This is a genomic window from Variovorax sp. CF313 (genome assembly GCF_000282635.1).
Lineage (GTDB): Bacteria > Pseudomonadota > Gammaproteobacteria > Burkholderiales > Burkholderiaceae_C > Variovorax.
Window position 1 is genome coordinate 1 of the sequence record NZ_AKIW01000060.1, and the last position, 24,046, is coordinate 24,046.

22 protein-coding genes are annotated in these 24,046 nt (G+C 65.8%); 7 read left to right on the forward strand and 15 right to left on the reverse strand.

Annotated features, from left to right (window positions below; translation table 11 throughout):
* Nucleotides 1–819 (forward strand): CsgG/HfaB family protein (locus tag PMI12_RS15590; RefSeq protein WP_007834206.1); only part of this gene is annotated, 819 nt, incomplete at its 5' end.
* Nucleotides 820–951: 132 nt separating this feature from the next.
* Here the strand turns inward: PMI12_RS15590 and PMI12_RS15595 are convergent.
* The 4 genes from PMI12_RS15595 to PMI12_RS15610 all read right to left on the reverse strand — a co-directional run bounded on the left by PMI12_RS15595 (nucleotide 952) and on the right by PMI12_RS15610 (nucleotide 5,475).
* Complete coding sequence (locus PMI12_RS15595; protein ID WP_007834208.1) at nucleotides 952–2,436, reverse strand: DegQ family serine endoprotease; 1,485 nt, start codon at nucleotides 2,434–2,436, stop codon at nucleotides 952–954.
* 62 nt (nucleotides 2,437–2,498) lie between these two features.
* Entirely contained in the window at nucleotides 2,499–3,884 is a 1,386-nt protein-coding gene (locus PMI12_RS15600; protein ID WP_007834210.1) for an ATP-binding protein, read from the reverse strand.
* Between the two features lie 109 nt (nucleotides 3,885–3,993).
* Entirely contained in the window at nucleotides 3,994–4,653 is a 660-nt protein-coding gene (locus PMI12_RS15605; protein ID WP_007834212.1) for a response regulator, read from the reverse strand.
* Nucleotides 4,654–4,704: 51 nt separating this feature from the next.
* Complete coding sequence (locus PMI12_RS15610) at nucleotides 4,705–5,475, reverse strand: IclR family transcriptional regulator domain-containing protein (RefSeq protein WP_007834214.1); 771 nt, start codon at nucleotides 5,473–5,475, stop codon at nucleotides 4,705–4,707.
* Between the two features lie 132 nt (nucleotides 5,476–5,607).
* On the opposite strand from PMI12_RS15610, the gene pobA reads away from it, so the two are divergent.
* Nucleotides 5,608–6,789 (forward strand): 4-hydroxybenzoate 3-monooxygenase, encoded by a 1,182-nt coding sequence (gene pobA / locus PMI12_RS15615; protein ID WP_007834217.1) that lies wholly within the window; start codon nucleotides 5,608–5,610, stop codon nucleotides 6,787–6,789.
* On the opposite strand, the gene PMI12_RS15620 is transcribed toward pobA, so the two are convergent.
* The 3 genes from PMI12_RS15620 to PMI12_RS15630 are packed head-to-tail and all read right to left on the reverse strand — an operon-like array spanning nucleotide 6,786 to nucleotide 10,463.
* Nucleotides 6,786–7,202 (reverse strand): SRPBCC family protein, encoded by a 417-nt coding sequence (locus PMI12_RS15620; RefSeq protein ID WP_007834219.1) that lies wholly within the window; start codon nucleotides 7,200–7,202, stop codon nucleotides 6,786–6,788. The two genes, pobA and PMI12_RS15620, sit on opposite strands and share 4 nt — an antisense overlap.
* A 13-nt stretch (nucleotides 7,203–7,215) precedes the next feature.
* Complete coding sequence (locus tag PMI12_RS15625; protein WP_007834220.1) at nucleotides 7,216–8,094, reverse strand: AraC family transcriptional regulator; 879 nt, start codon at nucleotides 8,092–8,094, stop codon at nucleotides 7,216–7,218.
* A gap of 35 nt (nucleotides 8,095–8,129) precedes the next feature.
* Nucleotides 8,130–10,463 carry a xanthine dehydrogenase family protein molybdopterin-binding subunit gene (locus tag PMI12_RS15630; RefSeq protein WP_007834221.1) on the reverse strand — a complete coding sequence of 778 codons (2,334 nt, stop codon included), beginning with the start codon at nucleotides 10,461–10,463 and terminating at the stop codon, nucleotides 8,130–8,132.
* Between the two features lie 201 nt (nucleotides 10,464–10,664).
* Here PMI12_RS15630 and aat point away from each other — a divergent pair, with 201 nt between their 5' ends.
* Genes aat through PMI12_RS15645 form a run of 3 tightly spaced genes read left to right on the forward strand, consistent with a single transcriptional unit; the run spans nucleotide 10,665 to nucleotide 13,108 of the window.
* On the forward strand, nucleotides 10,665–11,420 hold the full coding sequence (gene aat, locus PMI12_RS15635) for a leucyl/phenylalanyl-tRNA--protein transferase (protein WP_007834222.1): 756 nt from the start codon (nucleotides 10,665–10,667) through the stop codon (nucleotides 11,418–11,420).
* Nucleotides 11,417–12,250, forward strand: coding sequence for an arginyltransferase (locus PMI12_RS15640; RefSeq protein WP_007834223.1), 834 nt, complete (start codon nucleotides 11,417–11,419; stop codon nucleotides 12,248–12,250). Before aat ends, PMI12_RS15640 begins: the two co-directional genes overlap by 4 nt.
* A gap of 30 nt (nucleotides 12,251–12,280) precedes the next feature.
* A complete protein-coding gene (locus PMI12_RS15645; protein WP_007834224.1) occupies nucleotides 12,281–13,108 on the forward strand; it encodes an IclR family transcriptional regulator in 828 nt (275 codons plus the stop codon).
* Nucleotides 13,109–13,194: 86 nt separating this feature from the next.
* On the opposite strand, the gene PMI12_RS15650 is transcribed toward PMI12_RS15645, so the two are convergent.
* The 8 genes from PMI12_RS15650 to PMI12_RS15685 all read right to left on the reverse strand — a co-directional run bounded on the left by PMI12_RS15650 (nucleotide 13,195) and on the right by PMI12_RS15685 (nucleotide 22,752).
* The gene (locus PMI12_RS15650) at nucleotides 13,195–14,385 is read right to left on the reverse strand and encodes a serine hydrolase (RefSeq protein WP_007834226.1); all 1,191 of its coding nucleotides are present in this window, start codon (nucleotides 14,383–14,385) and stop codon (nucleotides 13,195–13,197) included.
* A 116-nt stretch (nucleotides 14,386–14,501) separates the two neighbouring features.
* Nucleotides 14,502–16,040, reverse strand: coding sequence for a 2-isopropylmalate synthase (locus PMI12_RS15655; protein WP_007834227.1), 1,539 nt, complete (start codon nucleotides 16,038–16,040; stop codon nucleotides 14,502–14,504).
* Between the two features lie 43 nt (nucleotides 16,041–16,083).
* Nucleotides 16,084–17,787: a 2-isopropylmalate synthase gene (leuA, locus tag PMI12_RS15660; RefSeq protein ID WP_007834229.1), complete on the reverse strand. Its 1,704-nt coding sequence runs from the start codon at nucleotides 17,785–17,787 to the stop codon at nucleotides 16,084–16,086.
* 185 nt (nucleotides 17,788–17,972) lie between these two features.
* On the reverse strand, nucleotides 17,973–18,797 hold the full coding sequence (gene pssA, locus PMI12_RS15665) for a CDP-diacylglycerol--serine O-phosphatidyltransferase (RefSeq protein ID WP_007834231.1): 825 nt from the start codon (nucleotides 18,795–18,797) through the stop codon (nucleotides 17,973–17,975).
* 188 nt (nucleotides 18,798–18,985) lie between these two features.
* Complete coding sequence (gene ilvC, locus PMI12_RS15670) at nucleotides 18,986–20,002, reverse strand: ketol-acid reductoisomerase (RefSeq protein WP_007834233.1); 1,017 nt, start codon at nucleotides 20,000–20,002, stop codon at nucleotides 18,986–18,988.
* Nucleotides 20,003–20,051: 49 nt separating this feature from the next.
* Entirely contained in the window at nucleotides 20,052–20,312 is a 261-nt protein-coding gene (locus PMI12_RS15675; protein ID WP_007834235.1) for a DUF4282 domain-containing protein, read from the reverse strand.
* Nucleotides 20,313–20,365: 53 nt separating this feature from the next.
* A complete protein-coding gene (gene ilvN, locus PMI12_RS15680) occupies nucleotides 20,366–20,857 on the reverse strand; it encodes an acetolactate synthase small subunit (protein WP_007834236.1) in 492 nt (163 codons plus the stop codon).
* A gap of 110 nt (nucleotides 20,858–20,967) precedes the next feature.
* A complete protein-coding gene (locus PMI12_RS15685) occupies nucleotides 20,968–22,752 on the reverse strand; it encodes an acetolactate synthase 3 catalytic subunit (RefSeq protein WP_007834237.1) in 1,785 nt (594 codons plus the stop codon).
* A 294-nt stretch (nucleotides 22,753–23,046) separates the two neighbouring features.
* Here PMI12_RS15685 and PMI12_RS15690 point away from each other — a divergent pair, with 294 nt between their 5' ends.
* Both PMI12_RS15690 and PMI12_RS15695 read left to right on the forward strand, forming a co-directional pair.
* Nucleotides 23,047–23,613: an RNA polymerase sigma factor gene (locus tag PMI12_RS15690; protein WP_042673514.1), complete on the forward strand. Its 567-nt coding sequence runs from the start codon at nucleotides 23,047–23,049 to the stop codon at nucleotides 23,611–23,613.
* The gene (locus PMI12_RS15695) at nucleotides 23,610–24,035 is read left to right on the forward strand and encodes a DUF3619 family protein (RefSeq protein ID WP_007834240.1); all 426 of its coding nucleotides are present in this window, start codon (nucleotides 23,610–23,612) and stop codon (nucleotides 24,033–24,035) included. Before PMI12_RS15690 ends, PMI12_RS15695 begins: the two co-directional genes overlap by 4 nt.
* Nucleotides 24,036–24,046: the final 11 nt, after the last annotated feature.

Genomic DNA, 24,046 nt, shown 5'->3' on the forward strand with positions numbered 1-24,046 from the left:
ATGCAGATGGGCAGCCAGTCGGCCAAGACCATGGCCACCGGCAGCGCCGCAGGCAGCGCCACCGCCGGCGAAAGCAGCCAGCTCGAGCGCTGCGAATCGCCGCTCGGCACGGTCTCGCTGATCGAAAACCAGAGCGCGGGCTGGTACACCATCCTTACCGGCGAATACCGCCTGCCGCCCACGGCCAACCTGCTGCGCCTGCTGGTGCAGCAATCGAACTGCTTCATCGTGGTCGAGCGCGGCGCGGCCGGCATGAACGCGATGACGCGCGAGCGCGCGCTGATGCAGTCGGGTGAAATGCGCGGCGGCAGCAACTTCGGTCGTGGGCAAATGGTGGCCTCCGACTACGGCCTGTCGCCCGAGATCGTGTTCAGCAACAGCGATGCGGGCGGCATCGGCGGGGCGCTGGGCGGGCTGGTGGGTGGCGGCCGTGGCCGCGCACTGGCGGCCATCGGCGGCAACATGCAGACCAAGGAAGCCAGCGCCCTGCTGACACTGATCGACAACCGCTCGGGCGTGCAGGTCGCGGCCTCCGAAGGCAGCGCCTCCAAGACCGATTTCGGCGCCTTCGGCGCGCTGGCCGGCCGCAGCGCGGGCGGCGGCCTCGGCGGCTACACCAACACCGCGCAGGGCAAGGTGATTGCCGCGGCCTTCATGGACGCCTTCAACCAGATGGTGCGTTCGCTGCGCAACTACAAGGCGCAGACGGTGCGCGGCCAGGGCCTCGGCGGCGGTGGCCGGTTGGGCGTGGATGGCGGTGCGGCGCCTTCGCAGACCTCCGCGCCAGAAGCGGCTGCGGCGCAGCGCCGCCGCAAGTAGGGGCGCATCGCCGGCCCATCTGCCTCGCTCAGAAGTAGCGCGTCTCGGCCGGCGACTCGAACCAGTTGTTGTTGGACGGGCAGCCCCAGGGCCGCCCGCCTGCTGCGCAATCTCGGTTGGCTTTCTTGAGCCTCACCCGATCCGCACGGGCACGAAGATCTTGTCTTCACCGCGCTGGATCAGCAGCGCCACCGACTTGTTGGTCGCCTTCGCCACCACCTCGCGCACCTGCTCCACGCTCTGCGCCGGCGTGCCGTTGATGGCCAGCAGCACGTCGCCCGCCTGCACCCCGGCCTGCGCCGAAGGACCGCCGACATCCTCGATCAGAAGACCGTTCTCGACCGAGGCCTGGCGTTTTTCCTGCGGCTGCAGCTGACGCAGCGCCAGGCCCAGCTTGCCCTGTCCCACGTCGGCATCGGCCTTCGCGACCTTGGCGGGCTTGTCGCTCGCATCGCCCAGCTTGGCCTGCAGTTCCTTGCGTTCGCCCTGGCGCCACACTTCGAGCGCGACCTTCTTGCCCGGCGCTTGCTGGCCGATCACCGCGGGCAGGTCGCCCGAAGAGACGATGGCCTGGCCGTCGACCTTGCGGATCACGTCGCCAGCCTTCAGGCCCGCCTTGTCGCCGGGGCCGCCCTTCTCGATGTTCGAGACCAGCGCGCCTTCGGGCTTGTCGAGCTTGAACGAATCGGCAAAGGCCTGGTTCACTTCCTGCACCGCCACGCCGAGCCGGCCGTGCGTGGCCTTGCCGGTCGCGACGATCTGGTCCTTCACCTGGATCGCCACATCGATCGGGATCGCGAACGACACGCCCTGGTAGCCACCGCTGCGGCTGTAGATCTGCGAGTTGATGCCGACCACCTCGCCGCGCGTGTTGAGCAGCGGACCGCCGGAGTTGCCGGGGTTCACGGCCACGTCGGTCTGGATGAAGGGCACGTAGCTGTCGTCAGGCAGCGAGCGGCCCTTGGCGCTCACCACGCCGGCCGTCACGGTGTTCTCGAAGCCGAAGGGCGAGCCGATGGCCAGCACCCATTCGCCGACCTTCAGGTCCTTGGTGTTGCCCAGCGCGAGCACGGGCAGGCTCTTCGCATCGATCTTGAGCACCGCGATGTCGGTCTTGGCGTCGGCACCGAGTACCTTGGCGCGGAACTCGCGGCGGTCGGTCAGCTTGACGGTGACCTCCTTCGCGTCCTTCACGACGTGGGCGTTGGTGATGATGATGCCGCTGGGGTCGACGATGAAGCCCGAGCCTTGGGCGCGCACCGGCACGTCGCGCTGCTGTTGCTGCTGGCCGCGCGGGTTGATCTGGCCCTGGAAGCGGCGGAAGAACTGGAACATCGGGTCTTCGGGGTCGATGCCCTGCATCTCGGCCGCCTCGTCGTCGGACGCCTTCATCGTGCCCGTCACGCTGATGTTGACCACGGCCGGGCCGTCGCGCGAGGTGATGGTCGAGAAGTCGGGCAGCGTGACCATGGCCGCGGGCGCCGCGGCGGTGGCGTTGGTGGTCGGCGCGCTCACGGCACGGGCACTGGTGTAGGCACCGGCACCGACGGCACCGATCACGCCCGCGCTCGCCAGGGCAATCACCAGGGCGCGGGGCGAAGTCAGACGGGAGTTCATTTGTCGGTTCCTTTCAGGGCGTATGGACGCCAATGCGATGAAAGGAATGTCGCCCCCCCGACTTAAGCGCCGCTTAAACCGGGTCCATCCCCCGGTTCCAGCCCTCTCCCCCTGGGAGAAGGAGCGAAGACGACGCGTACCCGCAGGCCGCCCAGGCTCGGAGATTGGTCGAGTGCCACCGTTGCCCCATGCAGGTCGGCAATCGACTTGACGATGGCCAGTCCGAGGCCGCTGCCGGATGCCTGCGTTTCACCGGAGCGGTAGAAACGGTCGAGCACGCGCTCGCGCTCGGCCGGAGGCAGACCCGGGCCGCTGTCGTCCACGGTGAGCTCGACCGAGTCGCCTTGCCGGGCGATGCCGATGTCGACGCGGCCCTCCAGCGGTGTGTACTTGATCGCGTTCTCGAGCAGGTTGCGCAGCAGCATGCGCAAGGCCTCGGGCTGGCCGTCGACCATGGCCGCATCGGCATGCGCGATGCCGATGTCGATGCCGCGCGCCTGGGCCGCCGCCACCGCGTCGGATACCGCGAGGCGCGCCACCTCGGACAGGTCGACCGGCTCCGGCTTCGCGCCGGCCGCCATGCTGGCCTCGTGCCGCGCCAGCGCGAGCATCTGCTCGACCAGCCGTGTCGCGCGATCGATGCCCGCCACCAGGCGGCTCACGGCCAGGTCGCGCGACGCACCGTCGGGCGCGCGCTGCAGGCCCTGCACCTGCAGCTTCAGCGCGGCCAAGGGCGAGCGCAACTCATGCGCGGCATCGGCGACGAAGTGCTTCTGCGCATCGAAGGCGTGGCGCACGCGGTCGAACAGCAGGTTCAACTCCTGCACCAGCGGGCGCACCTCCTCGGGCAACCCCTCCTCGCTCACCGGCGACAGGTCGTCGGCCTGCCGCGACGCCACCTGCTTGCGCACGCGCGCCACCGGCGCGAGCGAACGGCTCACCACCCACCAGACGACCAGCATCAGCAGCGGCGCCATCAGCGCGACCGGTGCGATGGTGCGCAGGGCCAGCGTGCCGGCCATGTGGCGCCGCGCCGCCATGTCCTGCGCCACCTGGATCACCAGTCCGCGCGTCTGCATCGAGAACACGCGGTAGGTGGTGCCGCGCGCATGCACGTCGGCGAAGCCCAGCACCGCGAGCTGCGGCAGTGCGGCCTCCTCCGCGGACTCGAAGATGCGCACGCCGTCGGCGGTCCACACCTGCACGACGAAATCGAAGTTCTGTTCACCGGTGCCGATGCCGCCCACCGCCGCGCTCGGCGGCAGGCCGGCGCGCAGCGAGAGGGCCATCTGCTGCATGTGGTAATCGAAGATGTCGTCGGCCTCGGCCAGCACCGTGCGGTAGGCGACGAGCGCTTGCGCCCCCGCGGCGAGCACGATCGCCACCAGCAGGAACCAAAGCAGCCGTGCGCGCAGCGAGCCGGTCAATGAGCTCCAAACCTTTTTCATGCGCACTCCGTTCGTGGGACGACATGGAACCGGCTCAGCCGGGCCGCAGGCGTCGCCCCCGGCCGGGGGTAGGCGAAGCGACACGAAGTGCGCGAAGCCTGGGGGCGAGTCACAGCTTCGGCACCATGTAGCCAACGCCGCGCACATTGCGGATGAGTTCGGCACCGAGCTTCTTGCGCAGGCCGTGCACGTAGACCTCGACCGCGTTGCTGCTGATCTCGTCCTTCCAGCTATAGAGCTTTTCCTCGAGCTGAGCGCGCGACAGGACCATGCCGGGCCGCGCCAGCAAGGGCTCCAGCACCGCCCACTCGCGCGCAGACAAAACCACCGGCTGGCCCGCCACCGTCACCTCCCGCGTCGCGGGATTGATGCTCACGCCCATGTGCTCGTACACCGGCTCGGCGCGCCCGGCCGCGCGGCGCAGCAAGGCGCGGATGCGAGCCAGCAGCTCGTCGAGGTCGTAGGGCTTGAGCACGTAGTCGTCGGCGCCAGCATCCAGGCCTTCGATGCGCTGCTGCACCGAGTCGCGCGCGGTGGCGATCAGCACGGGCATGCGCTGCTTGCGCGTGCGCAGGTTGCGCAGCACCTCGAGGCCGTCGCGGCGCGGCACGCCGAGGTCGAGCATCACGAGGTCGTATTGCTGGGTGCGCAGGGCCGACTCGGCGGCCTCGCCGTCTTTCACCCAGTCCACCGCGTACTGCTCTGCGCGCAGCAGGTCGAGCACGGCTTCGCCAATCATCACGTCGTCTTCGAGGAGGAGGAGTCGCATGGGTGTGTCCGTTCTCGGGATTCGAGGCCGCGGCGGCGCCGAAAGTTCAGATCAGAGGAGCGAGCGGACTTCGCGCGCCGCCTCGAACAGCAGCGGCAGCATCTCGCGCTGCAGCGTCTCTTCCTGGTAGCGGGTGCCGGACAGCACCACGTTGAGCGCGGCCACTGTGTGGCCCTGCATGTCGCGCAGCGGCACCGCCAGCGCCTGCACGCCGAGTTCGTGCTCTTCGCTGGCAAAGCAATAGTCGTTCTTGCGCACCTGCGCCACCAGCTGCCGCAGGCCCCGCGCCTGCGTCACGGTGTGGGGCGTGAGCCGTGCCAGGTGGCGGCCCTTGAGCCACTGCGTGAACTGGGTCGGCGCCATCGCCGCCAGCAGGACGCGGCCGGTGGAGGTGGCATGCGCAGGCAGCCGCGCACCGAGGTGCAGGCCGTAGGCCAGCACGCGCGTCGGCGTGCCGTAGCTGCCGCTGCGCGCAACGATGACCGCCTCTTCGCCGTCGAGCACCACGGCCGAGAAGGACTCCCCGGTCTGCGCCGCCAGCCGGTTCAGCGTGGGCTGCAGCGCGCGTGGCAGCCGCGACGAAGCGAGGTAGCTGCCCGAGAAGCGCAGCACCTTCGGCGCCATCCAGAAATAGCTGCCATCGGTTTCCAGGTAGCCCAGGTGGGCCAGCGTCAGCAGGTGCCGGCGGGCCGCGGCACGCGTGAGGCCGGCGCGCTCGGCGGCCAGCGTGGCATTGAGGCGCTGGCGTTCGGTGTCGAAGCTTTCGAGCACCGCCATTCCCTTGGCGATGCCCTCGATGAAGTCGGCTCTGGCGATGGTCATTCGTCGTCTGTGGTCGAGTTGTTGCGCGATCATCGCGCACGCATTCGCATGATCGCACAGAGCCTCGCGCAGCGTCCCCACAGACCGCCGAGTGCGCCCTACGCTCCACGAAACCCTCTCGGAGACACGAACATGCGCACACAAGTCGCGATCATCGGCGCCGGCCCAGCCGGCCTACTGCTCGGGCAGCTCCTGCACAAGGCAGGTATCGACAACATCATCGTCGAGCGCCAGAGCGGCGACTACGTGCTGGGCCGCATCCGCGCCGGCGTGCTGGAGCAGGTCACGATGGACCTGCTGGCCCGCGCGGGTGTCGACAGCCGTGCCAAGACCGAGGGGCTCCCGCACGAAGGCATCGAACTGCTGTTCAAGGGCGCGCGCCACCGCATCGACATGCACAGCCTCACGGGTGGCAAGCAGGTGACGGTGTACGGCCAGACCGAGGTGACGCGCGACCTGATGGAAGCGCGCACCGCGGAAGGCCTCACGACGATCTACAGCGCCGCGAACGTGAGCCTGCACGACTTCGATTCGGGCAAGCCGCGCGTGCGCTACGAGAAGGACGGCCGGACGCACGAGATCGAATGCGACTTCATCGCCGGCTGCGACGGCTACCACGGCGTGAGCCGCGCGAGCGTGCCGGCGGATGCGATCCAGACCTACGAGAAGATCTATCCCTTCGGCTGGCTCGGCGTGCTGGCCGACGTGCCGCCGGTGTCGCACGAACTGATCTATGCCAACACCGAACGCGGCTTCGCGCTGTGCAGCATGCGCAGCGCCACGCGCAGCCGCTACTACGTGCAGGTGCCGACCGAAGAGCGCGTGGAAAACTGGAGCGACGAAGCCTTCTGGAACGAACTGCGCGCGCGCCTCGATCCCGAAGCTCGCGCGCATTTGGTGACGGGGCCTTCGCTCGAGAAAAGCATTGCGCCCTTGCGCAGCTTCGTCGCCGAGCCGATGCGCTTCGGTTCGCTGTTCCTCGCGGGCGATGCAGCGCACATCGTGCCGCCTACCGGTGCCAAGGGGCTGAACCTTGCGACTGCCGACGTGGGTTACCTGTCGCGCGCGTTCGAGATCTTCTACGCAGAGAAGTCGGCCTCGGCACTGGATCGCTACTCGGACCTGTGCCTGCGTCGCGTCTGGAAGGCCGAGCGCTTCTCGTGGTGGTTCACCTCGCTGATGCATCGCTTTCCGGAGACGGGCGCCTTCGGCCAGAAGATCCAGGAGGCCGAACTCGACTACCTCGTGCACTCGACCGCCGCCTCTACCTCGCTGGCGGAGAACTACGTCGGCCTGCCGCTCGAAGACTTCTAGGCGGCCGCCGAAGCGGAGCGGCCCTCGAGCGCGGCCTTCATGGCCACCCCACCCTGCGCCATCATCGGCTCGATGTAGGCCGCCATGGCGTCGGGCAGCACGTCGGTGATCCAGACGAAGCGAGAACGGCCTTCTCCCTCGGTGAAAACCTGCGCGGAAGCATGGTGATGGGCGGCCTGCCCGCCGGTGACGGTGTAGGCCAGCCGCCGATGGGCGTCGTCGATGCCGACCAGCATTTCGCGCGCGACAAGGCCGTTGGCGAAAGTGAGAATGCGGGCGCCTTCGGCGTCGATCGTGCAGCCGGTGAGAAAACCCGGTGCCAGCCGCGTGTGCACCGCCTCGAAGTCGCGCAGCGCATCCCATACCCGGGCCGCATCCGCCTCGACGATGAATTCCTTGTAGACCGTGGCCATGGCAAACCTCGCTTCAGGGGTTGATCAGGCGGTCATCATCGAGGAGCGCGGCGATGCGGTCTTGGAAAATCCTGCGGTCGCCCCGGGCCGCCTTGCGAAAGCCCCCCGGCGACACGCCGGCAGCGCGGCGGAAGGTGCGCACGAAGTTGCTGAGGTCGGCAAAGCCCACGTCGAGCGCCACCTCGGTCACGGGCCGGCTGTCGTCGTCGGCCAGCAGGCGCGCGGCATGCCGCAGGCGCGAGCGCACGAGGTACTGGTGCGGTGTGACGCCCAGTACCTGAGAGAAGAGCCGCAGGAAGTGGAACGAACTCAAGCCGGTTTCGGCGGCGGCGCCATCGAGGCCGATGTCGTGCTGCGAATGCGCGTCGATCCACATCGCGGCATCGACCGCGCGGCGGCGGTCGCGTGGTATGGCCATGGACGCAGGGCCGGGCTTGGCTCGGTCGGACACGACTTCGACGAAGCGGCTCGCGAACCACATGCCGAGTTCGTCCAGGCCCACGTCGCTGTGCCCATCGGCCGCGGCCTGCGCGAGTTCGCCGATCACCACGAGTTCGGCCAGGGGCGGCAATCCGCCGGTGCGCCAGGTCTTCCGGTCGCCGCCGATCAAGTCGACAAAGCCCGGCGACAGGTGGAAGGCCAGGCACTCGTCGCCGCAGACATGGTGGTCGTGCGTGCAGACGTACTCGTCGCCCGGGCAGCCGACCAGCACCGATCCGGCGACCAGTTCGTAGGCTTGGCCGCGCGTGCGGTAGCCGAAGCTGCCCTTGCGCACATACGAGACCGAGTAGCCTTCATGCAGTTCGGCGAAGGGCTGCGCATCGGGCCCCGCGTCGCAGCGGTAGCTGGCGACGCGGATCGGGTCGGTCTGCAGTTCGGTGGTGACGAGCATGGCTTGCGCCTTTCAGGTCCACCGCACCGCAATGCTCAGTCGATGGTCTGCATGGCCTGCCACACGCGCGCCGGGCTCAGCGGCATGTGCAGGCGCGGCGCGCGCGTGGCGAGGCCATTGCGTGCAAAGGCATCGGCCACCGCATTGACGATGGCCGGCGTGGCGCCGATGGTGCCGAGCTCGCCCACGCCCTTCACGCCCAGCGGGTTGTTCTTGCACGGCGTCGATTCGTCCATCTCCATCTGGAACATCGTGCCGACGATGTCGGCGCGCGGGGCCGCGTAGTCCATCAGGCTACCGGTGACGGGCTGGCCGGTTTCGTTGTCGTACACCACCTGCTCGTACAGCGCCTGCCCGATACCCTGCACCGCGCCGCCCTCGAGTTGGCCGCGCACGATCATCGGGTTGATGACCCGGCCCACGTCGTTGACCGAGCTGTAGGCCACCACGCTGATTTCGCCGGTAGGCGGATCGATCTCGATCTCGCAGATGTGGCAGCCGTTGGGCCAGGTCGGGCCGGCCACGGTGCTGGTGGAGTCGACGAAGATCTCTCGCTCGGGCTGCTTGGCGGCAAGCGCAAAGAGGTCGAGTTCGAGGTCGGTGCCGGCCACGTTGAAGACGCCGCGGCTGTAGACGATGTCGTCGATGGAGGCCTCGAACTCCTGCGCGGCGAGCTCGCGCGCCTTGTCGATGGTGCGCTCGGCACCGACGCGCACGGCCGAACCGCCGGTGAACAGCGAGCGAGAACCGGCGCTGCCGAAGCCATCGCCGCGGTCGGTATCGCCGAGCACCACGCGCACTTTCTCGATGGGCACGCCGAAGGCATCGACCGCGAGTTGCGCAAGCGAAGTGGCAATGCCCTGCCCCATGGCGTTGACGGCGGAAAACACCTCGATCACGCCATCGGCCTGCACCGAGACCGTGACACGCTCCTCGAACACATTGCCGCCTGTCCATTCGAGGAAGGTGGCGATGCCCAGGCCGCGGTGCCTGCCCTTGCTGGCCGAGTTGGCCGCGCGGGTCTCGAAGCCCTCCCAGTCGGCGAGCGTCAGCGCCTGGTCCATCACCGACTCGAAGTTGCCGGTGTCGTAGGTCTGCGCCATCGGGTTCTTGTACGGCATCTGCTCGGGGCGGATGAAATTGCGGCGGCGCAGCGCGATGCGGTCGATGCCGGTCTGGCGCGCGGCCTCGTCCATCAGCCGCTCGATGGTGAAGATGGCCTCGGGGCGCCCTGCTCCACGATAGGCGCCGGTGGGCGCAGTGTTGGTGAGCACCGCCTTGAAATGGAAGTCGATGGTCTGGATGTCGTAGACGCTGGTCTGCACCCAGGGGCCGATCAGCAGCTGGATCGCGACGCCGGTGCCAGTGGCGTAGGCGCCCACGTTGGCCAGCGTCTTGATGCGCAGGGCCAGGATCTTGCCGTCGGCGTCGAGCGCCATTTCGGCGCGCGCCTCGATGTCGCGCCCGTGCGCGCTCGACAGGAACTCCTCGCTGCGCTCGGCCACCCACTTCACCGGCCGGTCCACCTGCAGTGCGGCGAAGGCGACCGCAATGTCTTCAGGGTAGGCACCGGTCTTCATGCCGAAGCCGCCACCGACGTCGCCAACCACCACGCGCACCTTTTCCTTTGGAAGGCCGATGGCGGCACAGACGGAATCGCGTACGCCGGAGGGCATCTGCGTGCTCATGCGGATCGTGAGGCGGCCGGTTTCGGGGTCGCGCGCCGCCAGCACGGAACGCGGCTCGATCGTCAGGGCGACCACACGCTGGTTGTGCACGTCGAGCGCCACCACATGGGCGGCCTTGGCGAAGGCCGCGGTCGCGGCCTCGCTGCTGCCGTGGCGCATTTCGGCGGCGATGTTGCCCGACGCTTCTTCGCACAACAGCGGTGCATCGCTGGCGGTGGCACTCTCGAGGTCGACCACCATGGGCAGGTCTTCGTAGTCGACCATGATGGCCTCGGCGGCATCGCGGGCCTGCTGCACCGTATCGGCCACCACGGCGGCCACGACTTCACCGACGAAGCGTGCGCGCTCGTGCGCGATGGCATAGCGCGGCGGGCTGGCGCTGTCGCTGCCGTCCGCCCGCTTGAAGCCCGCGGCGCCCGGCAGGGGCTTGACGCCGGCCTCGGCCATCGCGGCACCGGTAATCACGCGCAGCACGCCGGGCATGGCGGCGGCGGCGCTGGTGTCGATGGAGAGGATGCGCGCGTGCGGATAGGAGGATCGCAGGAAGACGAGATGCGCCTGCTCGGGAAGCGTGACGTCGTCGGTGTAGCGTCCGGCGCCTGACAGCAGGCTTTCGTCCTCGAGGCGGCGCACCGCCTGGCCGCTGCCGAAGCGCGTGGGATTGGGTTCAGTGGTCAACATGGTCCTCTTGTGCTCATCCCCGGCGTGTGCGCGGGCCTGCCTGATCTGCTTGTGGAAGCTGCGATTGCAAGCTGTGGACTATAGGGTTTTCGGCGGGTTTTGTGGTGCCGCAGCGTGAGGGCCGAACCTTGTGGCGCGTCAGCGGCGTGCGATTTTCACCCGGCTGGATTCGGTTTCGCGAAGCCGTGTATACCTATGCCCATGCGACAACTGCCTTGGCTCGAACCCGGAGACGCCCTGCCCGACCCCGCCTCTGCCTGGGGCGTGGCCGACCCCGTCCCCGGGCTGCTGGCGGCCGGTGGGGCGCTCAATGTCGATACTTTGATGCAGGCCTATGGCAACTGCGTCTTCCCCTGGTTCAGCGAAGACCAGCCGATTCTGTGGTGGAGCCCGGACCCCCGCATGGTGCTGCAGGTGGCGGAGTTCAAGCTGCACCGGTCGCTGCGCAAGACGCTGTTGCGCTTCATGGAGACACCTGGATGCGAGGTGCGCATCGACCATGACTTCGCGGCCGTCATCAAGGCCTGTTCGACCTCGCCGCGCGTCGGCCAGTCGGGCACATGGATCGTGCCGGACATGGTCAGGGCCTATACGGATTTGCACGACGCCGGCCATGCCCACAGCGTCGAGACCTGGATCGACGGCAAGCTCGCGGGCGGACTCTACTGCGTAGCCCTGGGCCGCGCGGTGTTCGGCGAGTCGATGTTCACCCGCCGGCCGGACGCCTCGAAGATCGCACTGGCCGCGCTCGTGGCGCTGTGCCGGCATGCCGGCGTCCAGATGATCGACTGCCAGCAGAACACCTCCCATCTCGCGAGCCTCGGCGCCCACGAGATGGCGCGCAAACGCTTCGTCGCACACGTGGCGCGGGTACGGCAACAGGAGGGCCCACGCTGGCGATTCGACCCCGTATACTGGTCCGAACTCCTTTCCGCGCGACCTCTTTCACCGACGTGACGCACCTCAAGGACCTTCCGCTTCACACGCTGCAGTTCTACGCAACGGCGCCCTACCCCTGCAGCTATCTGCCGGACCGGCAGGCCCGCTCGCAGGTGGCCACGCCCAGCCACCTGATCCACAACGACGCCTATTCAGACCTGGTGCTCAGCGGCTTCCGGCGCAGCGGCATGTTCACCTACCGCCCCTATTGCGACGGCTGCCGGGCATGCATTCCGCTGCGGGTGCTGGCCAACAGTTTCCGGCCCACGCGCAGCCAGCGCCGCGCGCTCAAACAGCATGCCGGCCTGCAGGCGCGCGTGCTCAAGCTGTGCTTCATGCCCGAGCACTACCAGCTCTATCTGCGCTACCAGACCGGCCGCCACGCGGGCGGCGGCATGGACCACGACAGCATCGACCAGTACACCCAGTTCCTGCTGCAGAGCCGTGTGAACTCCCGGCTGGTGGAGTTCCGCGAAACGCTGCCCGACGGCAGTGCGGGCGCGCTCAGGATGGTGTCCATCCTCGACGTGCTGAACGACGGCATCTCGGCCGTCTACACCTTCTACGAGCCCGATACCCGCGCCGCGCCGGGCCGTCTCGAGCAAGCGGACGGCCCCCAGGGGGGGCAGCGAGAACACGAAGGGTCGAGCGTGGGGGCAATCTCCACCGGCTACGGCACCTACAGCGTGCTCTGGCAGATCGAGCAGGCCCGCAAGCTGGGGCTGCCGCACGTCTACCTCGGGTACTGGATCGAACACAGCCCGAAAATGAGCTACAAGGCGCGTTTCTCCCCGCACGAAGTATTGGTGGATGGACACTGGCAGGCGCCGGGCGATTTCACAAGGTAAAATGGCGCCCGGTCATCACCGCAGAGCGCCATGAGAAAAAACCAATCCGACATTCCCGCCGTTCCCGTGATCCAGGTGATCGAGCGCATGTTCGCGCTGATCGATGTCCTGGCATCCCGCGAGGAGGCGATTTCGCTGAAGGAAATCAGCGAAAAGACCGGGCTTCATCCCTCGACCACGCACCGTATCCTCAACGACCTGGCGGTCGGCCGCTTCGTCGACCGGCCCGAAGCCGGAAGCTACCGGCTGGGCATGCGCCTGCTGGAACTGGGCAACCTGGTGAAGGGCCGGCTCAACGTGCGCGATGCAGCACTCGGCCCGATGCGCGAGTTGCACAAGCTGACGCAGCAGCCCGTCAACCTCAGCATGCGCCAGGGCGACGAAATCGTGTACATCGAGCGCTCCTACAGCGAGCGCTCGGGCATGCAGGTGGTGCGGGCCATCGGCGGACGGGCCGCCCTGCACCTGACCTCGACGGGCAAGCTGTTCCTGGCGGCGGACGATCCGCAGCGGGTGCGCAGCTATGCCACGCGCACGGGCCTGGCGGGCCACACGCGCAACAGCATCACCCAATTGCCGGCGCTGGAGCGTGAGCTGTCGAAGGCGCGCCAGTACGGCATCGCCCGCGACAACGAGGAACTGGAACTGGGCGTGCGCTGCATGGCTGCCGGCATCTACGACGATCAGGGCAAGCTGGTGGCGGGCCTGTCGATCTCGGCGCCGGCCGACCGGCTGGACGAAGGCTGGCTGCCCAAGCTGCAGGCCACGGCCAATGAAATCTCGGGCGCGCTGGGCTTCAAGGACGGGATGGCCGTCACGCCCTCGTCCGCAAGCAGCAGCACCCCGCCGGCAGGCTGACCCGAAGAAGAAGGCCTGCCTCAAAAGCAAACAGGCCCTGCGAAGGGCCTGTTTTCATTGTGGTCCGGCGGACTGTTGCGAATCGATCAGCCGGCCACCTGGTAGCTGGTATTGCGCGAAGAAGCGGCTGGGGTCCCGTTGGCATGGGTGGCCTCCACCCAGCGGCGAACCCGCTCGGCGTCGGCGATGCGGCTGAACTTGCCGGCCGAATCCAGGAACACCATGATCAGCTTGCGCCCGGCCACCCGGGCCTGCATCACGAGGCACTGGCCGGCTTCGGAGATGTAGCCGGTCTTCTGCACGCCGATTTCCCAATCGGGGCTCTTCACGAGGCGGTTGGTCGTGTTGAACTGCAGCACGCGGTTGCCGACCTCGACCTGGTACTCAGGCGAAGTGGACAGGGAACGCACCGTGGCATCGGAGTAGGCAGCATTAACCAGCAGCGCCAGGTCTTGCGCGCTCGACTGATTGCGGCTCGACAGGCCGGTGGGCTCCACGTAGCGCGTGTCCTTCATGCCGAGCATCTTGGCCTTGGCATTCATGATGCTCACGAAGGTCGTCAGGCCACCCGGGTAGGTGCGGCCCAGCGCATGCGCGGCGCGGTTTTCGCTCGACATCAGCGCCAGGTGGAGCAGTTCGCCGCGCGAGAGCGTGGTGCCGACCGTCAGGCGCGAACTGCTGCGCTTTTCGGTGTCGACGTCATCCTGCGTGATGGTGATGAGTTCGTCGTTCGGCAGATGGGCCTCGCTGATGAGCAGGCCGGTCATGAGCTTGGTGAGCGATGCAATCGGCAGCACGGCATGGTCGTTCTTGCTGAACAGCACTTCGTGCGTGTCCTGGTCGACGACCAGCGCGACGCTCGACTTCAGGTCGAGCACGTCCTCGGTGCCATGCAGGCCGGCCATCTGGCCGAAAGATTGGCGCGGCGCCTCTGTGACGCGAACCACCGAGCGGCGCTGCACGGCCACTACAGTCTTGCCGTTCCTCTTGCGGATGGTGGCCACGACATTGCGGCCGCCACGAACCACCTTGTCCGCTTTTTCGTTGTTCTCGGCCCGTCCGGCACGCGCCGTCTTGGACGATGCGCTGCGCTTGACCTCGACCGGCACCGGCCCCTTCGCCTTCTTGGCGACGGCGGCTTTGGCGACAGGCTTTTCTTTCTTCGCGGCCTGGGCGCCAGGCAGCAAAAACGCCGCGGCGCACAGCGCAACGGCGAGCATTTTGAGTGCGGGTAGAAACCGCTGGCTGGAAACTCGGCGGAGACGGGCTTCAGACATTTATAAATCTCCAGCGGCGACAAACGAGGACCGCAGTGTATCGAAATCAAAAAAGGCACGCAATATCAGTTACTTGCGTCCTCTTCTTCAATCGAAAATCAAGGACCGCCTAAAACCTAACCCTGTGCCGCAACTCTCTCAGCTTGGCTCTGTAACTTGTTGAGCGCGCTCAAATAAGCCTTTGCCGAAGCGACCACGATGTCCGGGTCTGCACCCACACCGTTGACCACCCGCCCTGCGTTTTGTAACCGAACTGTAACCTCCCCTTGGCTTTCCGTCGAGCCACTGATGGCATTGACAGAGTAAAGAACCATTTCGGCGCCGCTCTTGACGTGCGACTCGATGGCTTTCAGGGAAGCATCAACCGGGCCATTCCCGTCGGATTCGCCGGTGACTTCCTTGCCCTGGACGGTGAACACGACCTTCGCCTGGGGGCGCTCGCCGGTTTCGCTGTGCTGGGAGAGAGAAACGAAAGCAAACTGCTCACCAACGTTCGACACCTCTTCCGCGCTGACGAGCGCGAGGATGTCCTCGTCGAAAATTTCCGACTTGCGGTCGGCCAGCTCCTTGAACCGGAGGAACGCGGCATTGATGTCGCCCTCGCTTTCCATGGCCACGCCCAGCTCCTGCAGTCGCTGCTTGAAGGCGTTGCGGCCGCTGAGCTTGCCAAGCACGATCTTGTTGGCCGCCCATCCCACGTCCTCGGCGCGCATGATCTCGTAGGTGTCGCGCGCCTTGAGCACGCCGTCCTGGTGAATGCCCGAGGCGTGCGCGAAGGCGTTGGCCCCCACCACCGCCTTGTTGGGCTGCACCACGAAGCCGGTGGTCTGGCTGACCATGCGGCTCGCGGCCACGATGTGCTGCGTGTCGATGCGCAGGTCGAGCCCGAAATAATCCTTGCGGGTCTTCACCGCCATGACCACTTCCTCGAGCGAGCAGTTGCCCGCGCGCTCGCCCAGCCCGTTGATGGTGCATTCCACCTGGCGCGCGCCGCCAATCTTCACGCCCGCCAGCGAATTCGCCACGGCCATGCCGAGGTCGTTGTGGCAGTGCACCGACCAGATCGCCTTGTCGCTGTTGGGAATGCGCTCGCGCAGCATCTTGATGAAGTTGCCGTAGAGCTCGGGAACGGCGTAGCCGACAGTGTCCGGCACGTTGATGGTGGTGGCACCTTCGTTGATCACGGTTTCGAGCACCCGGCACAGGAAGTCCGGGTCGCTGCGATAGCCGTCTTCGGGGCTGAACTCCACGTCCGCCAGCTGGTTGCGCGCGAAACGCACGGCCAGCTTGGCCTGCTCATGCACTTCGTCGGGCGACATGCGCAGCTTCTTCTCCATGTGAAGCGGCGAGGTCGCGATGAAGGTGTGGATGCGCCCGCGGGCCGCGCCCTTGAGGGCCTCGGCCGCGCGCGCGATGTCGCGGTCGTTGGCGCGCGAAAGGCCGCACACCGTCGAGTCCTTGATCGCATTGGCAATCGCCTTTACGGCCTCGAAGTCGCCGTTCGAGCTGGCGGGAAAGCCGGCTTCGATGACGTCGACCTTCAGCCGCTCCAGCAGCTTGGCGATGCGCATCTTTTCATCGCGCGTCATCGAGGCGCCGGGCGACTGCTCCCCATCGCGCAGGGTGGTGTCGAAAATAATGAGTTGGTCGGTCATCATGGATCTCCTGTGTTCGTTCCCACCTTGCGCGTCGGCAGCGTCAGGCGGCTTCAACCACCGATTGTGCGCCGTGTGCGCCCAGGGCACGAGCACGCTGCACGCCCGAGACAATTGCCTTCAGCGACGCCGTGATCACGTTCGCGTCGATGCCCACGCCGAACAGCGTGCGGCTTTCGTCGACGCGCAGTTCGAGGTAAGCCACGGACTTCGCATCGGCGCCGGCGCCGATGGCATGCTGGTGGTAGTCCATCACGCGTACCGTATGGCCGGTGGCCTGGCTCAGTGCTTGCGTGAAGGCGTCGATGGGGCCGTTGCCGCGGCCTTCGATGGCATGGGTTTCACCGTTCCACGACAGGTCGCCGCGCAGGACCACGGAGGCGCTGGCGCCCTCGCCTTCTTCCTCGATCACGCGGTGCTGCAGTGCCTGAGCGGTCTCGATGCCGTACTCGCGCACGAACAACTGCCAGAGGTCGGCGGCGGTGAGCTCCTTGCCGGCAACGTCCATCACGCGTTGCACGGTCTGCATGAATTCCATCTGCAGGCGGCGCGGCATCTCGAGGCCATATTCGCTCTCGAGCAGGTAGGCCATGCCCCCCTTGCCGGACTGGCTGTTGACGCGGATCACGGCTTCATAGCTGCGGCCCACATCCTTCGGGTCGATGGGGAGATAAGGCATGTCCCAGATGTCGCCTTCCCTGCGCGCGGCGAAGGCCTTCTTGATCGCGTCCTGATGCGAGCCCGAGAACGAGGTGTAGACGAGGTCGCCCACATACGGATGGCGCGGGTGCACGGGAATCTGGTTGCAGTGCTCGACGGTGGTACGGATCTCGTCGATATTCGAAAAATCGAGCTCGGGCGAAACGCCTTGTGTGTAGAGGTTGAGCGCGACGTTCACGAGATCAAGGTTGCCGGTGCGCTCGCCATTGCCGAACAGACAGCCCTCAATGCGCTCGGCGCCGGCCATCAAGGCCAGTTCGCCGGCCGCGGTGCCGGTGCCGCGGTCGTTGTGCGGATGCACGCACAGCACGATCGAATCGCGGCGCGCAAGGTTGCGGTGCATCCACTCGATCATGTCGGCGAAGATGTTCGGCGTTGAATGCTCCACCGTCGTGGGCAGGTTCACGATGCATTTGCGCTGCGGCGTCGGGGCCCAGACCTCGGTTACCGCATCGACCACGCGCTTCGAGAACATCACGTCGGTGCCGGAGAACATCTCGGGCGAGTACTGGAAGGTCCACTGCGTGTTCGGCTGCCTGGCGGCGAACTCGTTGAACATGCGGGCATGGCTGCTGGCCAGCTCGACGATCTGGTCTTCGTCCATGCCGAGCACCACGCGGCGCATCACGGGCGCCACGGCGTTGTAGAGGTGCACGATGGCGCGCGGTGCGCCCTGCAGCGATTCGAAGGTGCGTTCGATGAGATGGTCGCGCGCCTGCGTCAGCACCTGGATCGTCACGTCGTCGGGAATGCGGTCTTCCTCGATAAGCTTGCGCACGAAGTCGAATTCGACCTGCGAGGCAGAGGGAAAGCCGACTTCGATTTCCTTGAAGCCGATGGCCACGAGGGTTTCGAACATGCGCATCTTGCGCGCGATGTCCATGGGCTCGACCAGCGCCTGGTTGCCATCACGCAGGTCGGTCGACAGCCAGATCGGCGCCTTGGTCAGCACGGCATCGGGCCAGGTGCGGTCCTTGAGGCCGATCGGGGCGAATGCGCGGTATTTGCTTTGAGGTTGCTTGAGCATGTCGATTTCTCTGAGATGGTTGGTAATCAACCAGCAACCCCAAAAACAAACGGCCCGTTGCTGGTGCGAACGGGCCGTGGTGAGGGATTTGCGCGTGCGCTACCGTCTCCGCCCGTGAGGGAGGGCTAGTAGGGCCAGCAGCGAAATCTTGGTCATGAGGGCTGTGAATGTAGCACAAGCCGCCGTCAGTTATGCAAGCCCCGTTCGTCCGGCTCTTCGGTCGAGGTGCTGATCACGCTCGCCGGCTGCCCCTTGGCCTTGCGCCACGCGTAGACCACGTAGCCACTCAGGCCGTACATGACGAAAAGGCCGAACAGCACGGTGGGCGGATGGATGTTGATGACCGCGATCCCGAGCGCGATGAGCACGATTGCGGCAAAGGGCACGCTCTTCTTCATCTGGATGTCCTTGAAGCTGTAGAACGGCGCATTGGTGACCATCGTGAGGCCCGCATACAGCGTGAAGGCAAAGGTGACCCAGGTGATCTGCGTCCACGAGAGATACAGCACCTCCCCGCCGCGCTTGCCCCATTCGTCCACGAGCCAGATGAAGCCTGCCACCAGTGCAGCAGCCGCGGGCGACGGCAGCCCCTGGAACCAGCGCTTGTCGACCACGCCGGTGTTCACGTTGAAGCGCGCGAGCCGCAGCGCCGCGCAGGCGCAATACACGAAGGCGGCGATCCAGCCCCAGCGGCCCAGGCCCTTGAGCGACCACTCGTAGGCGATGAGCGCCGGCGCGGCGCCAAACGACACCATGTCGGACAGCGAATCCATCTGCTCGCCGAACGCGCTCTGCGTGTTGGTCATGCGGGCCACGCGCCCGTCCAGGCTGTCGAGAATCATCGCGGCGAACACACCGAGCGCCGCGAGGTCGAATCGCGCATTCATGGCCATCACGACCGAGTAGAAACCGCCGAACAACGCCGCGAGCGTGAACAGGTTCGGCAGGATGTAGATGCCCTTGCGGCGCTTGCGCGGCTGCACGTCGTCGGGAATCGTATCGTCATGCATTGGAATGGCCTCCATCGCTCGCGGGCGCTGCGCGGTCAGCTATCCATTCGATAGCATCTATGTCTGTGAGTCGCATGGCTTGCAGTGTAGTTCAGGGGACCTCTTCGGCCCCTGCAAACAAAAGGGCCACCGCGACGGGTGGCCCTTGGGAAACGGGTGCCGAAAGCACCCTCTCGCCGGGAGGAAGATCAGTTGCGGGTCTGATCGACCAGCTTGTTCTTCTTGATCCAGGGCATCATCGCGCGCAGCTTTTCGCCGACGACTTCGATCTGGTGCTCTGCATTCAGGCGGCGGCGGCTGATCAGCGCAGGCTGGCCGGCAGCGGCCTCGAGCACGAAGCTCTTGGCGTATTCGCCGGTCTGGATGTCGCGCAGCACTTGCTTCATGACCTTCTTGGTCTCGTCGGTCACGATGCGCGGGCCCGTGACGTACTCGCCGTATTCGGCGTTGTTCGAGATCGAGTAGTTCATGTTGGCGATGCCGCCTTCATAGATCAGGTCGACGATCAGCTTGAGTTCGTGCAGGCATTCGAAGTAGGCCATTTCGGGCGCGTAGCCGGCTTCCACCAGCGTTTCGAAGCCGGCCTTGATCAGCTCGACCGTACCGCCGCACAGAACCGCTTGTTCGCCGAACAGGTCGGTCTCGGTTTCTTCGCGGAAGTTGGTCTCGATGATGCCGGCCTTGCCGCCGCCGTTGGCGGTGGCGTAGCTCAGCGCGAGGTCACGCGCCTTGCCGGTCTTGTCCTGGTGCACGGCCACGAGGTGGGGCACGCCGCCGCCTTGGGTGTAGGTGCTGCGCACCGTGTGGCCGGGGGCCTTGGGGGCCACCATCCACACGTCGAGGTCGGCGCGCGGCTGAACGAAGCCGTAGTGCACGTTGAAGCCGTGCGCGAAGACGAGCGAAGCGCCTTCCTTGATGTGCGGGGCCACGTCGTTCTTGTAGACGTTGGCGATCTGCTCGTCAGGCAACAGGATCATGACCACGTCGGCCGCCTTCACGGCGTCGGCGACTTCGGCGACCTGCAGGCCGGCCTTGCCGACCTTGTCCCACGAAGCACCGCCCTTGCGCAGGCCGACCACGACCTTGACGCCGCTGTCGTTCAGGTTCTGCGCGTGCGCATGGCCTTGCGAGCCGTAACCGATGATTGCCACCGTCTTGCCCTTGATGAGGCTCAGGTCCGCGTCTTTGTCGTAGTAAACCTTCATGTATTTCTCCTAAAAAATCTCAAGCACCCGCAGAGCGGGTGAATTTCACTCAGAGGCCGGAGGAATTCCGGTCCTTCATTTGCTGGTTGATGGACACGAGGCTGTCGTGGATGCGGAACAGCACGATGAGCAGTTCGCTGTAGATGCGAACACCGATGGCACCGAAGATCAGGAACGTGAAGGCCGGCAGGTACTGGCGCTGGTAGAGCGCCGCCCCCGCAAGGACAATCACGCCCAGCAGGCCGAGAAAGTAGAGCACCCGGACGATCGCGGGAGTCACCATCCTGTCGAAACCGAGCAGACCTCGCATCACTTTTGCCTCATGTGTGGATGAACGGATGAACTGAGGGCGCCTTTACCCTCCTACACGCGCAGAATGCGCTCGCCGCGGCCGATGCCGCTGGCACCGGTACGGACAGTCTCGAGGATAGCGCTACGTTCGATCGCTTCCAGAAAAGCGTCGTTCTTGCCATGGTCGCCAGTGAGTTCGATGGTGTAGCTCTTGTCGGTCACGTCGATGATGCGGCCGCGAAAAATTTCGGCCATGCGCATCATTTCCTCGCGCTCCTTGCCGACCGCGCGCACCTTCACCATCATGAGCTCGCGCTCGGTGTAGGCGCCTTCGGTCAGGTCGACGACCTTCACGACTTCGATCAGGCGGTTCAGGTGCTTGGTGATCTGCTCGATCACGTCGTCGGAACCGGTCGTGACGATGGTCATGCGCGAGAGGCTCGCGTCCTCCGTGGGTGCGACCGTCAGCGATTCGATGTTGTAGCCACGGGCCGAGAACAGGCCCACCACGCGGGAAAGAGCACCCGGCTCGTTTTCCAGCAGCACTGCAATGATGTGTTTCATGTTTGCGTGACTCCTCTTTTCGCCGCCCTCCCCCGCGCACGGTAATGCGCGGGCTTGGCGGGCAATAGATTCGTCAGTAAAGGTTGAGCGAGAGAAAAATGCCCCGCGGATCAGAGATCCTCGGAACCCATCAGCATCTCGGTGATGCCCATGCCGGCCTTCACCATCGGGAACACGTTCTCGGTGGGGTCGGTGCGGAAGTCCATGAACACCGTGCGGTCCTTGAGCTTACGTGCTTCGCGCAGCGCGGGCTCCACGTCTTGTGGACGCTCGATCAGCATGCCGACATGGCCATAGGCCTCGGCGAGCTTCACGAAGTTGGGCAGTGCGTCCATGTAGCTGTGGCTGTAGCGGCCGGAGTATTCGATCTCCTGCCACTGGCGCACCATGCCCAGGTAGCGGTTGTTGAGCGAGCAGATCTTGATCGGCGTGTTGTATTGCAGGCAGGTGGAGAGTTCCTGGATGCACATCTGCACCGAGCCTTCGCCGGTGATGGTGAACACTTCCGAATCGGGCTTCGCGAGCTTGATGCCCATGGCGTAGGGAATGCCCACACCCATGGTGCCCAGGCCACCCGAGTTGATCCAGCGGCGCGGCTCGTCGAAGCGGTAGTACTGTGCAGCCCACATTTGGTGCTGGCCCACGTCCGACGTGATGTACGCGTCGGCGTCCTTGGTCATGTTCCAGAGGGTCTCGACCACGTACTGCGGCTTGATCACGTCCTTGTTGCCGCGGTCGTACTTGAGGCAGTCGCGCGAGCGCCAGGCTTCGATGGTCTTCCACCAGTCGGCCAGCGCGCCGGCGTCGGGCTTGGTGGTGCTCTCGCGGATCATCGAGATCAGCTCGGTGAGCACGTCCTTCACGTCGCCGACGATCGGGATGTCGACCTTCACGCGCTTGGAAATGCTCGACGGGTCGATGTCGACGTGGATGATCTTGCGTTCGTTCTGCGCGAAGTGCTTGGGGTTGCCGATCACGCGGTCGTCGAAGCGCGCGCCCACGGCCAGCAGCACGTCGCAGTTCTGCATCGCGTTGTTGGCTTCGATGGTGCCGTGCATACCCAGCATGCCGAGGAACTTGCGGTCGCTCGCCGGATAGGCGCCCAGGCCCATCAGCGTATTCGTGACCGGATAGCCGAGCATGTCGACCAGCGTGCGCAGCTCGTTGGTGGCGTTGCCCAGCAGCACGCCACCGCCGGTATAGATGTAGGGACGCTTCGCGGCCAGCAGCAATTGCAGCGCCTTGCGGATCTGTCCGCCGTGGCCTTTGCGGACCGGGTTGTACGAGCGCATCTCGACCTTGTCGGGATAGCCTGCATAAGGCGTTTTCTTGAACGAAACGTCCTTGGGCACATCCACCACCACCGGGCCGGGACGGCCGCTGCGTGCGATGTGGAAGGCCTTCTTCATCGTCATGGCCAGATCCTTGGGATCCTTGACGAGGAAGTTGTGCTTGACGATGGGACGGGTGATGCCGACCGTGTCGCATTCCTGGAAGGCGTCGAGGCCGATGGCGGCCGTCGGCACCTGGCCCGAGATGATCACCATCGGGATCGAGTCCATGTACGCCGTCGCGATGCCGGTGACCGCATTGGTCAGGCCAGGACCGGAGGTGACCAGCGCCACGCCGACGTCGCCGGTGGCGCGCGCATAGCCGTCGGCCGCGTGGACGGCAGCCTGCTCGTGGCGTACCAGCACGTGCTGGATGGTGTCCTGCTTGTAGAACGCGTCGTAGATGTAGAGAACCGCGCCGCCCGGGTAGCCCCAGACGTACCGGACGCCTTCGGCCTGTAGTGCCTTGACCAGCACTTCAGCGCCCATGAGTTCTTGCGTCGGGTTGCCTGCGCCTGAGGACGCGGCTGCTGCGGAAGCGATTTCCGCCTTGGAGATTTCCATGATCAACCTTTGTGTTATTTCGGGAACGAAATACCTTGGGTGCCCCTTGCCAACCCTTGTGGGGCCGCGCCAGGACTTGAGGCCAAAGCCATGGGCGGACTGATGTTCCGCCGGACCGTGACCCGTTTGCCTTTTGACTTGCAAGGCGAATTATGACATTTCTGGGCGTTCAGATTCGCTTCAGCTGCCCTGTAAAGCCACAAAGGCATAATCCGCGGCGATAAACACACATGCGACTTACGCAATCGCCAGACCCCTTTTCCCATGCGGCGCGCCTTTCGCGCCCCCTCTCGCTTGGCCACTGAACAAGAACTCTCCGACTTCCTGAAAAGCGTCGAACGGCGCGCTTTCAAGCGCTCGGTCTACCACGTGCGGGATGAAGAAGCTGCGCTCGATATCGTGCAGGACAGCATGATGAAGCTGGCGCAGCACTACGGTGACAAGCCCCCGGCCGAGTTGCCGATGCTGTTCCAGCGCATCCTGTCGAACTGCACGCTCGACTGGTTCCGCCGCCAGAAAACCCGGCGTGCCCTGTTCTCCAACCTCAGCGATTTCGAATCGATCGACGACGACGGAGATTTCGACCTGCTGGAGAACTTCGTCTCGCCGACCGACTCTAGGGAATCGGAGAGTGCCGAAGACACGACCCGCCGCGCCCAGGTCTTCCACGAAATCGAGGAACAGATCGCGGCACTGCCGGGTCGTCAACGCGAGGCTTTCCTGATGCGTTACTGGGAGGAAATGGACGTCGCAGAGACGGCCGCTGCGATGGGCTGCTCCGAGGGCAGCGTCAAAACCCATTGTTCGCGAGCCGTTCACGCTCTGAGCAAGGCGCTCAAGGCCAAGGGAATATCGCTATGAACACTAAGGTTCCAACATCAACTTCCAGCACCGCCGAAGACCAGTTCGGTCAGCGCGTGATTGCCCGCCTTTCGGCCGGCAATCGGGAGTTGCCGCACGACATCGGCGAACGGCTTCGCGTGGCGCGCGCACAGGCCGTGGCCGCGCGCAAGCTGCCTCCGCAGCTGCGAACCGCGACTGTGGCGGTGCAGTCGGGTCATACGCTCACGATGGGTGGCAGCTGGTGGACCCGCATCGGCTCCGTGGTGCCGCTGATCGCACTCGTGGCCGGCCTGATCGCCATCAGCGCGATGCAGGAGGACGATCGCGCCAGCGAACTGGCCGAAGTGGATTCCGCGCTGCTGACGGGCGACCTGCCGCCCGCCGCCTACACCGACCCCGGTTTCGCTCAATTCCTGAAGGCCGACAGCGCCTCCGACTGAACCCTCACCAA

Bases quoted from the DNA above. Each gene is read 5' to 3' on its own strand.
- PMI12_RS15600 (WP_007834210.1), bottom strand. From the start codon at position 3,884: ATGAAAAAGGTTTGGAGCTCATTGACCGGCTCGCTGCGCGCACGGCTG.
- PMI12_RS15645 (WP_007834224.1), top strand. From the start codon at position 12,281: ATGAGAAAAAACCAATCCGACATTCCCGCCGTTCCCGTGATCCAGGTG.
- aat (WP_007834222.1), top strand. From the start codon at position 10,665: ATGCGACAACTGCCTTGGCTCGAACCCGGAGACGCCCTGCCCGACCCC.
- PMI12_RS15695 (WP_007834240.1), top strand. From the start codon at position 23,610: ATGAACACTAAGGTTCCAACATCAACTTCCAGCACCGCCGAAGACCAG.
- PMI12_RS15655 (WP_007834227.1), bottom strand. From the start codon at position 16,040: ATGACCGACCAACTCATTATTTTCGACACCACCCTGCGCGATGGGGAG.
- PMI12_RS15625 (WP_007834220.1), bottom strand. From the start codon at position 8,094: ATGCTCGTCACCACCGAACTGCAGACCGACCCGATCCGCGTCGCCAGC.
- PMI12_RS15620 (WP_007834219.1), bottom strand. From the start codon at position 7,202: ATGGCCACGGTCTACAAGGAATTCATCGTCGAGGCGGATGCGGCCCGG.
- PMI12_RS15595 (WP_007834208.1), bottom strand. From the start codon at position 2,436: ATGAACTCCCGTCTGACTTCGCCCCGCGCCCTGGTGATTGCCCTGGCG.
- pobA (WP_007834217.1), top strand. From the start codon at position 5,608: ATGCGCACACAAGTCGCGATCATCGGCGCCGGCCCAGCCGGCCTACTG.
- PMI12_RS15650 (WP_007834226.1), bottom strand. From the start codon at position 14,385: ATGTCTGAAGCCCGTCTCCGCCGAGTTTCCAGCCAGCGGTTTCTACCC.
- ilvN (WP_007834236.1), bottom strand. From the start codon at position 20,857: ATGAAACACATCATTGCAGTGCTGCTGGAAAACGAGCCGGGTGCTCTT.
- PMI12_RS15630 (WP_007834221.1), bottom strand. From the start codon at position 10,463: ATGTTGACCACTGAACCCAATCCCACGCGCTTCGGCAGCGGCCAGGCG.
- PMI12_RS15675 (WP_007834235.1), bottom strand. From the start codon at position 20,312: ATGCGAGGTCTGCTCGGTTTCGACAGGATGGTGACTCCCGCGATCGTC.
- pssA (WP_007834231.1), bottom strand. From the start codon at position 18,797: ATGCATGACGATACGATTCCCGACGACGTGCAGCCGCGCAAGCGCCGC.
- leuA (WP_007834229.1), bottom strand. From the start codon at position 17,787: ATGCTCAAGCAACCTCAAAGCAAATACCGCGCATTCGCCCCGATCGGC.
- PMI12_RS15685 (WP_007834237.1), bottom strand. From the start codon at position 22,752: ATGGAAATCTCCAAGGCGGAAATCGCTTCCGCAGCAGCCGCGTCCTCA.
- ilvC (WP_007834233.1), bottom strand. From the start codon at position 20,002: ATGAAGGTTTACTACGACAAAGACGCGGACCTGAGCCTCATCAAGGGC.
- PMI12_RS15610 (WP_007834214.1), bottom strand. From the start codon at position 5,475: ATGACCATCGCCAGAGCCGACTTCATCGAGGGCATCGCCAAGGGAATG.
- PMI12_RS15605 (WP_007834212.1), bottom strand. From the start codon at position 4,653: ATGCGACTCCTCCTCCTCGAAGACGACGTGATGATTGGCGAAGCCGTG.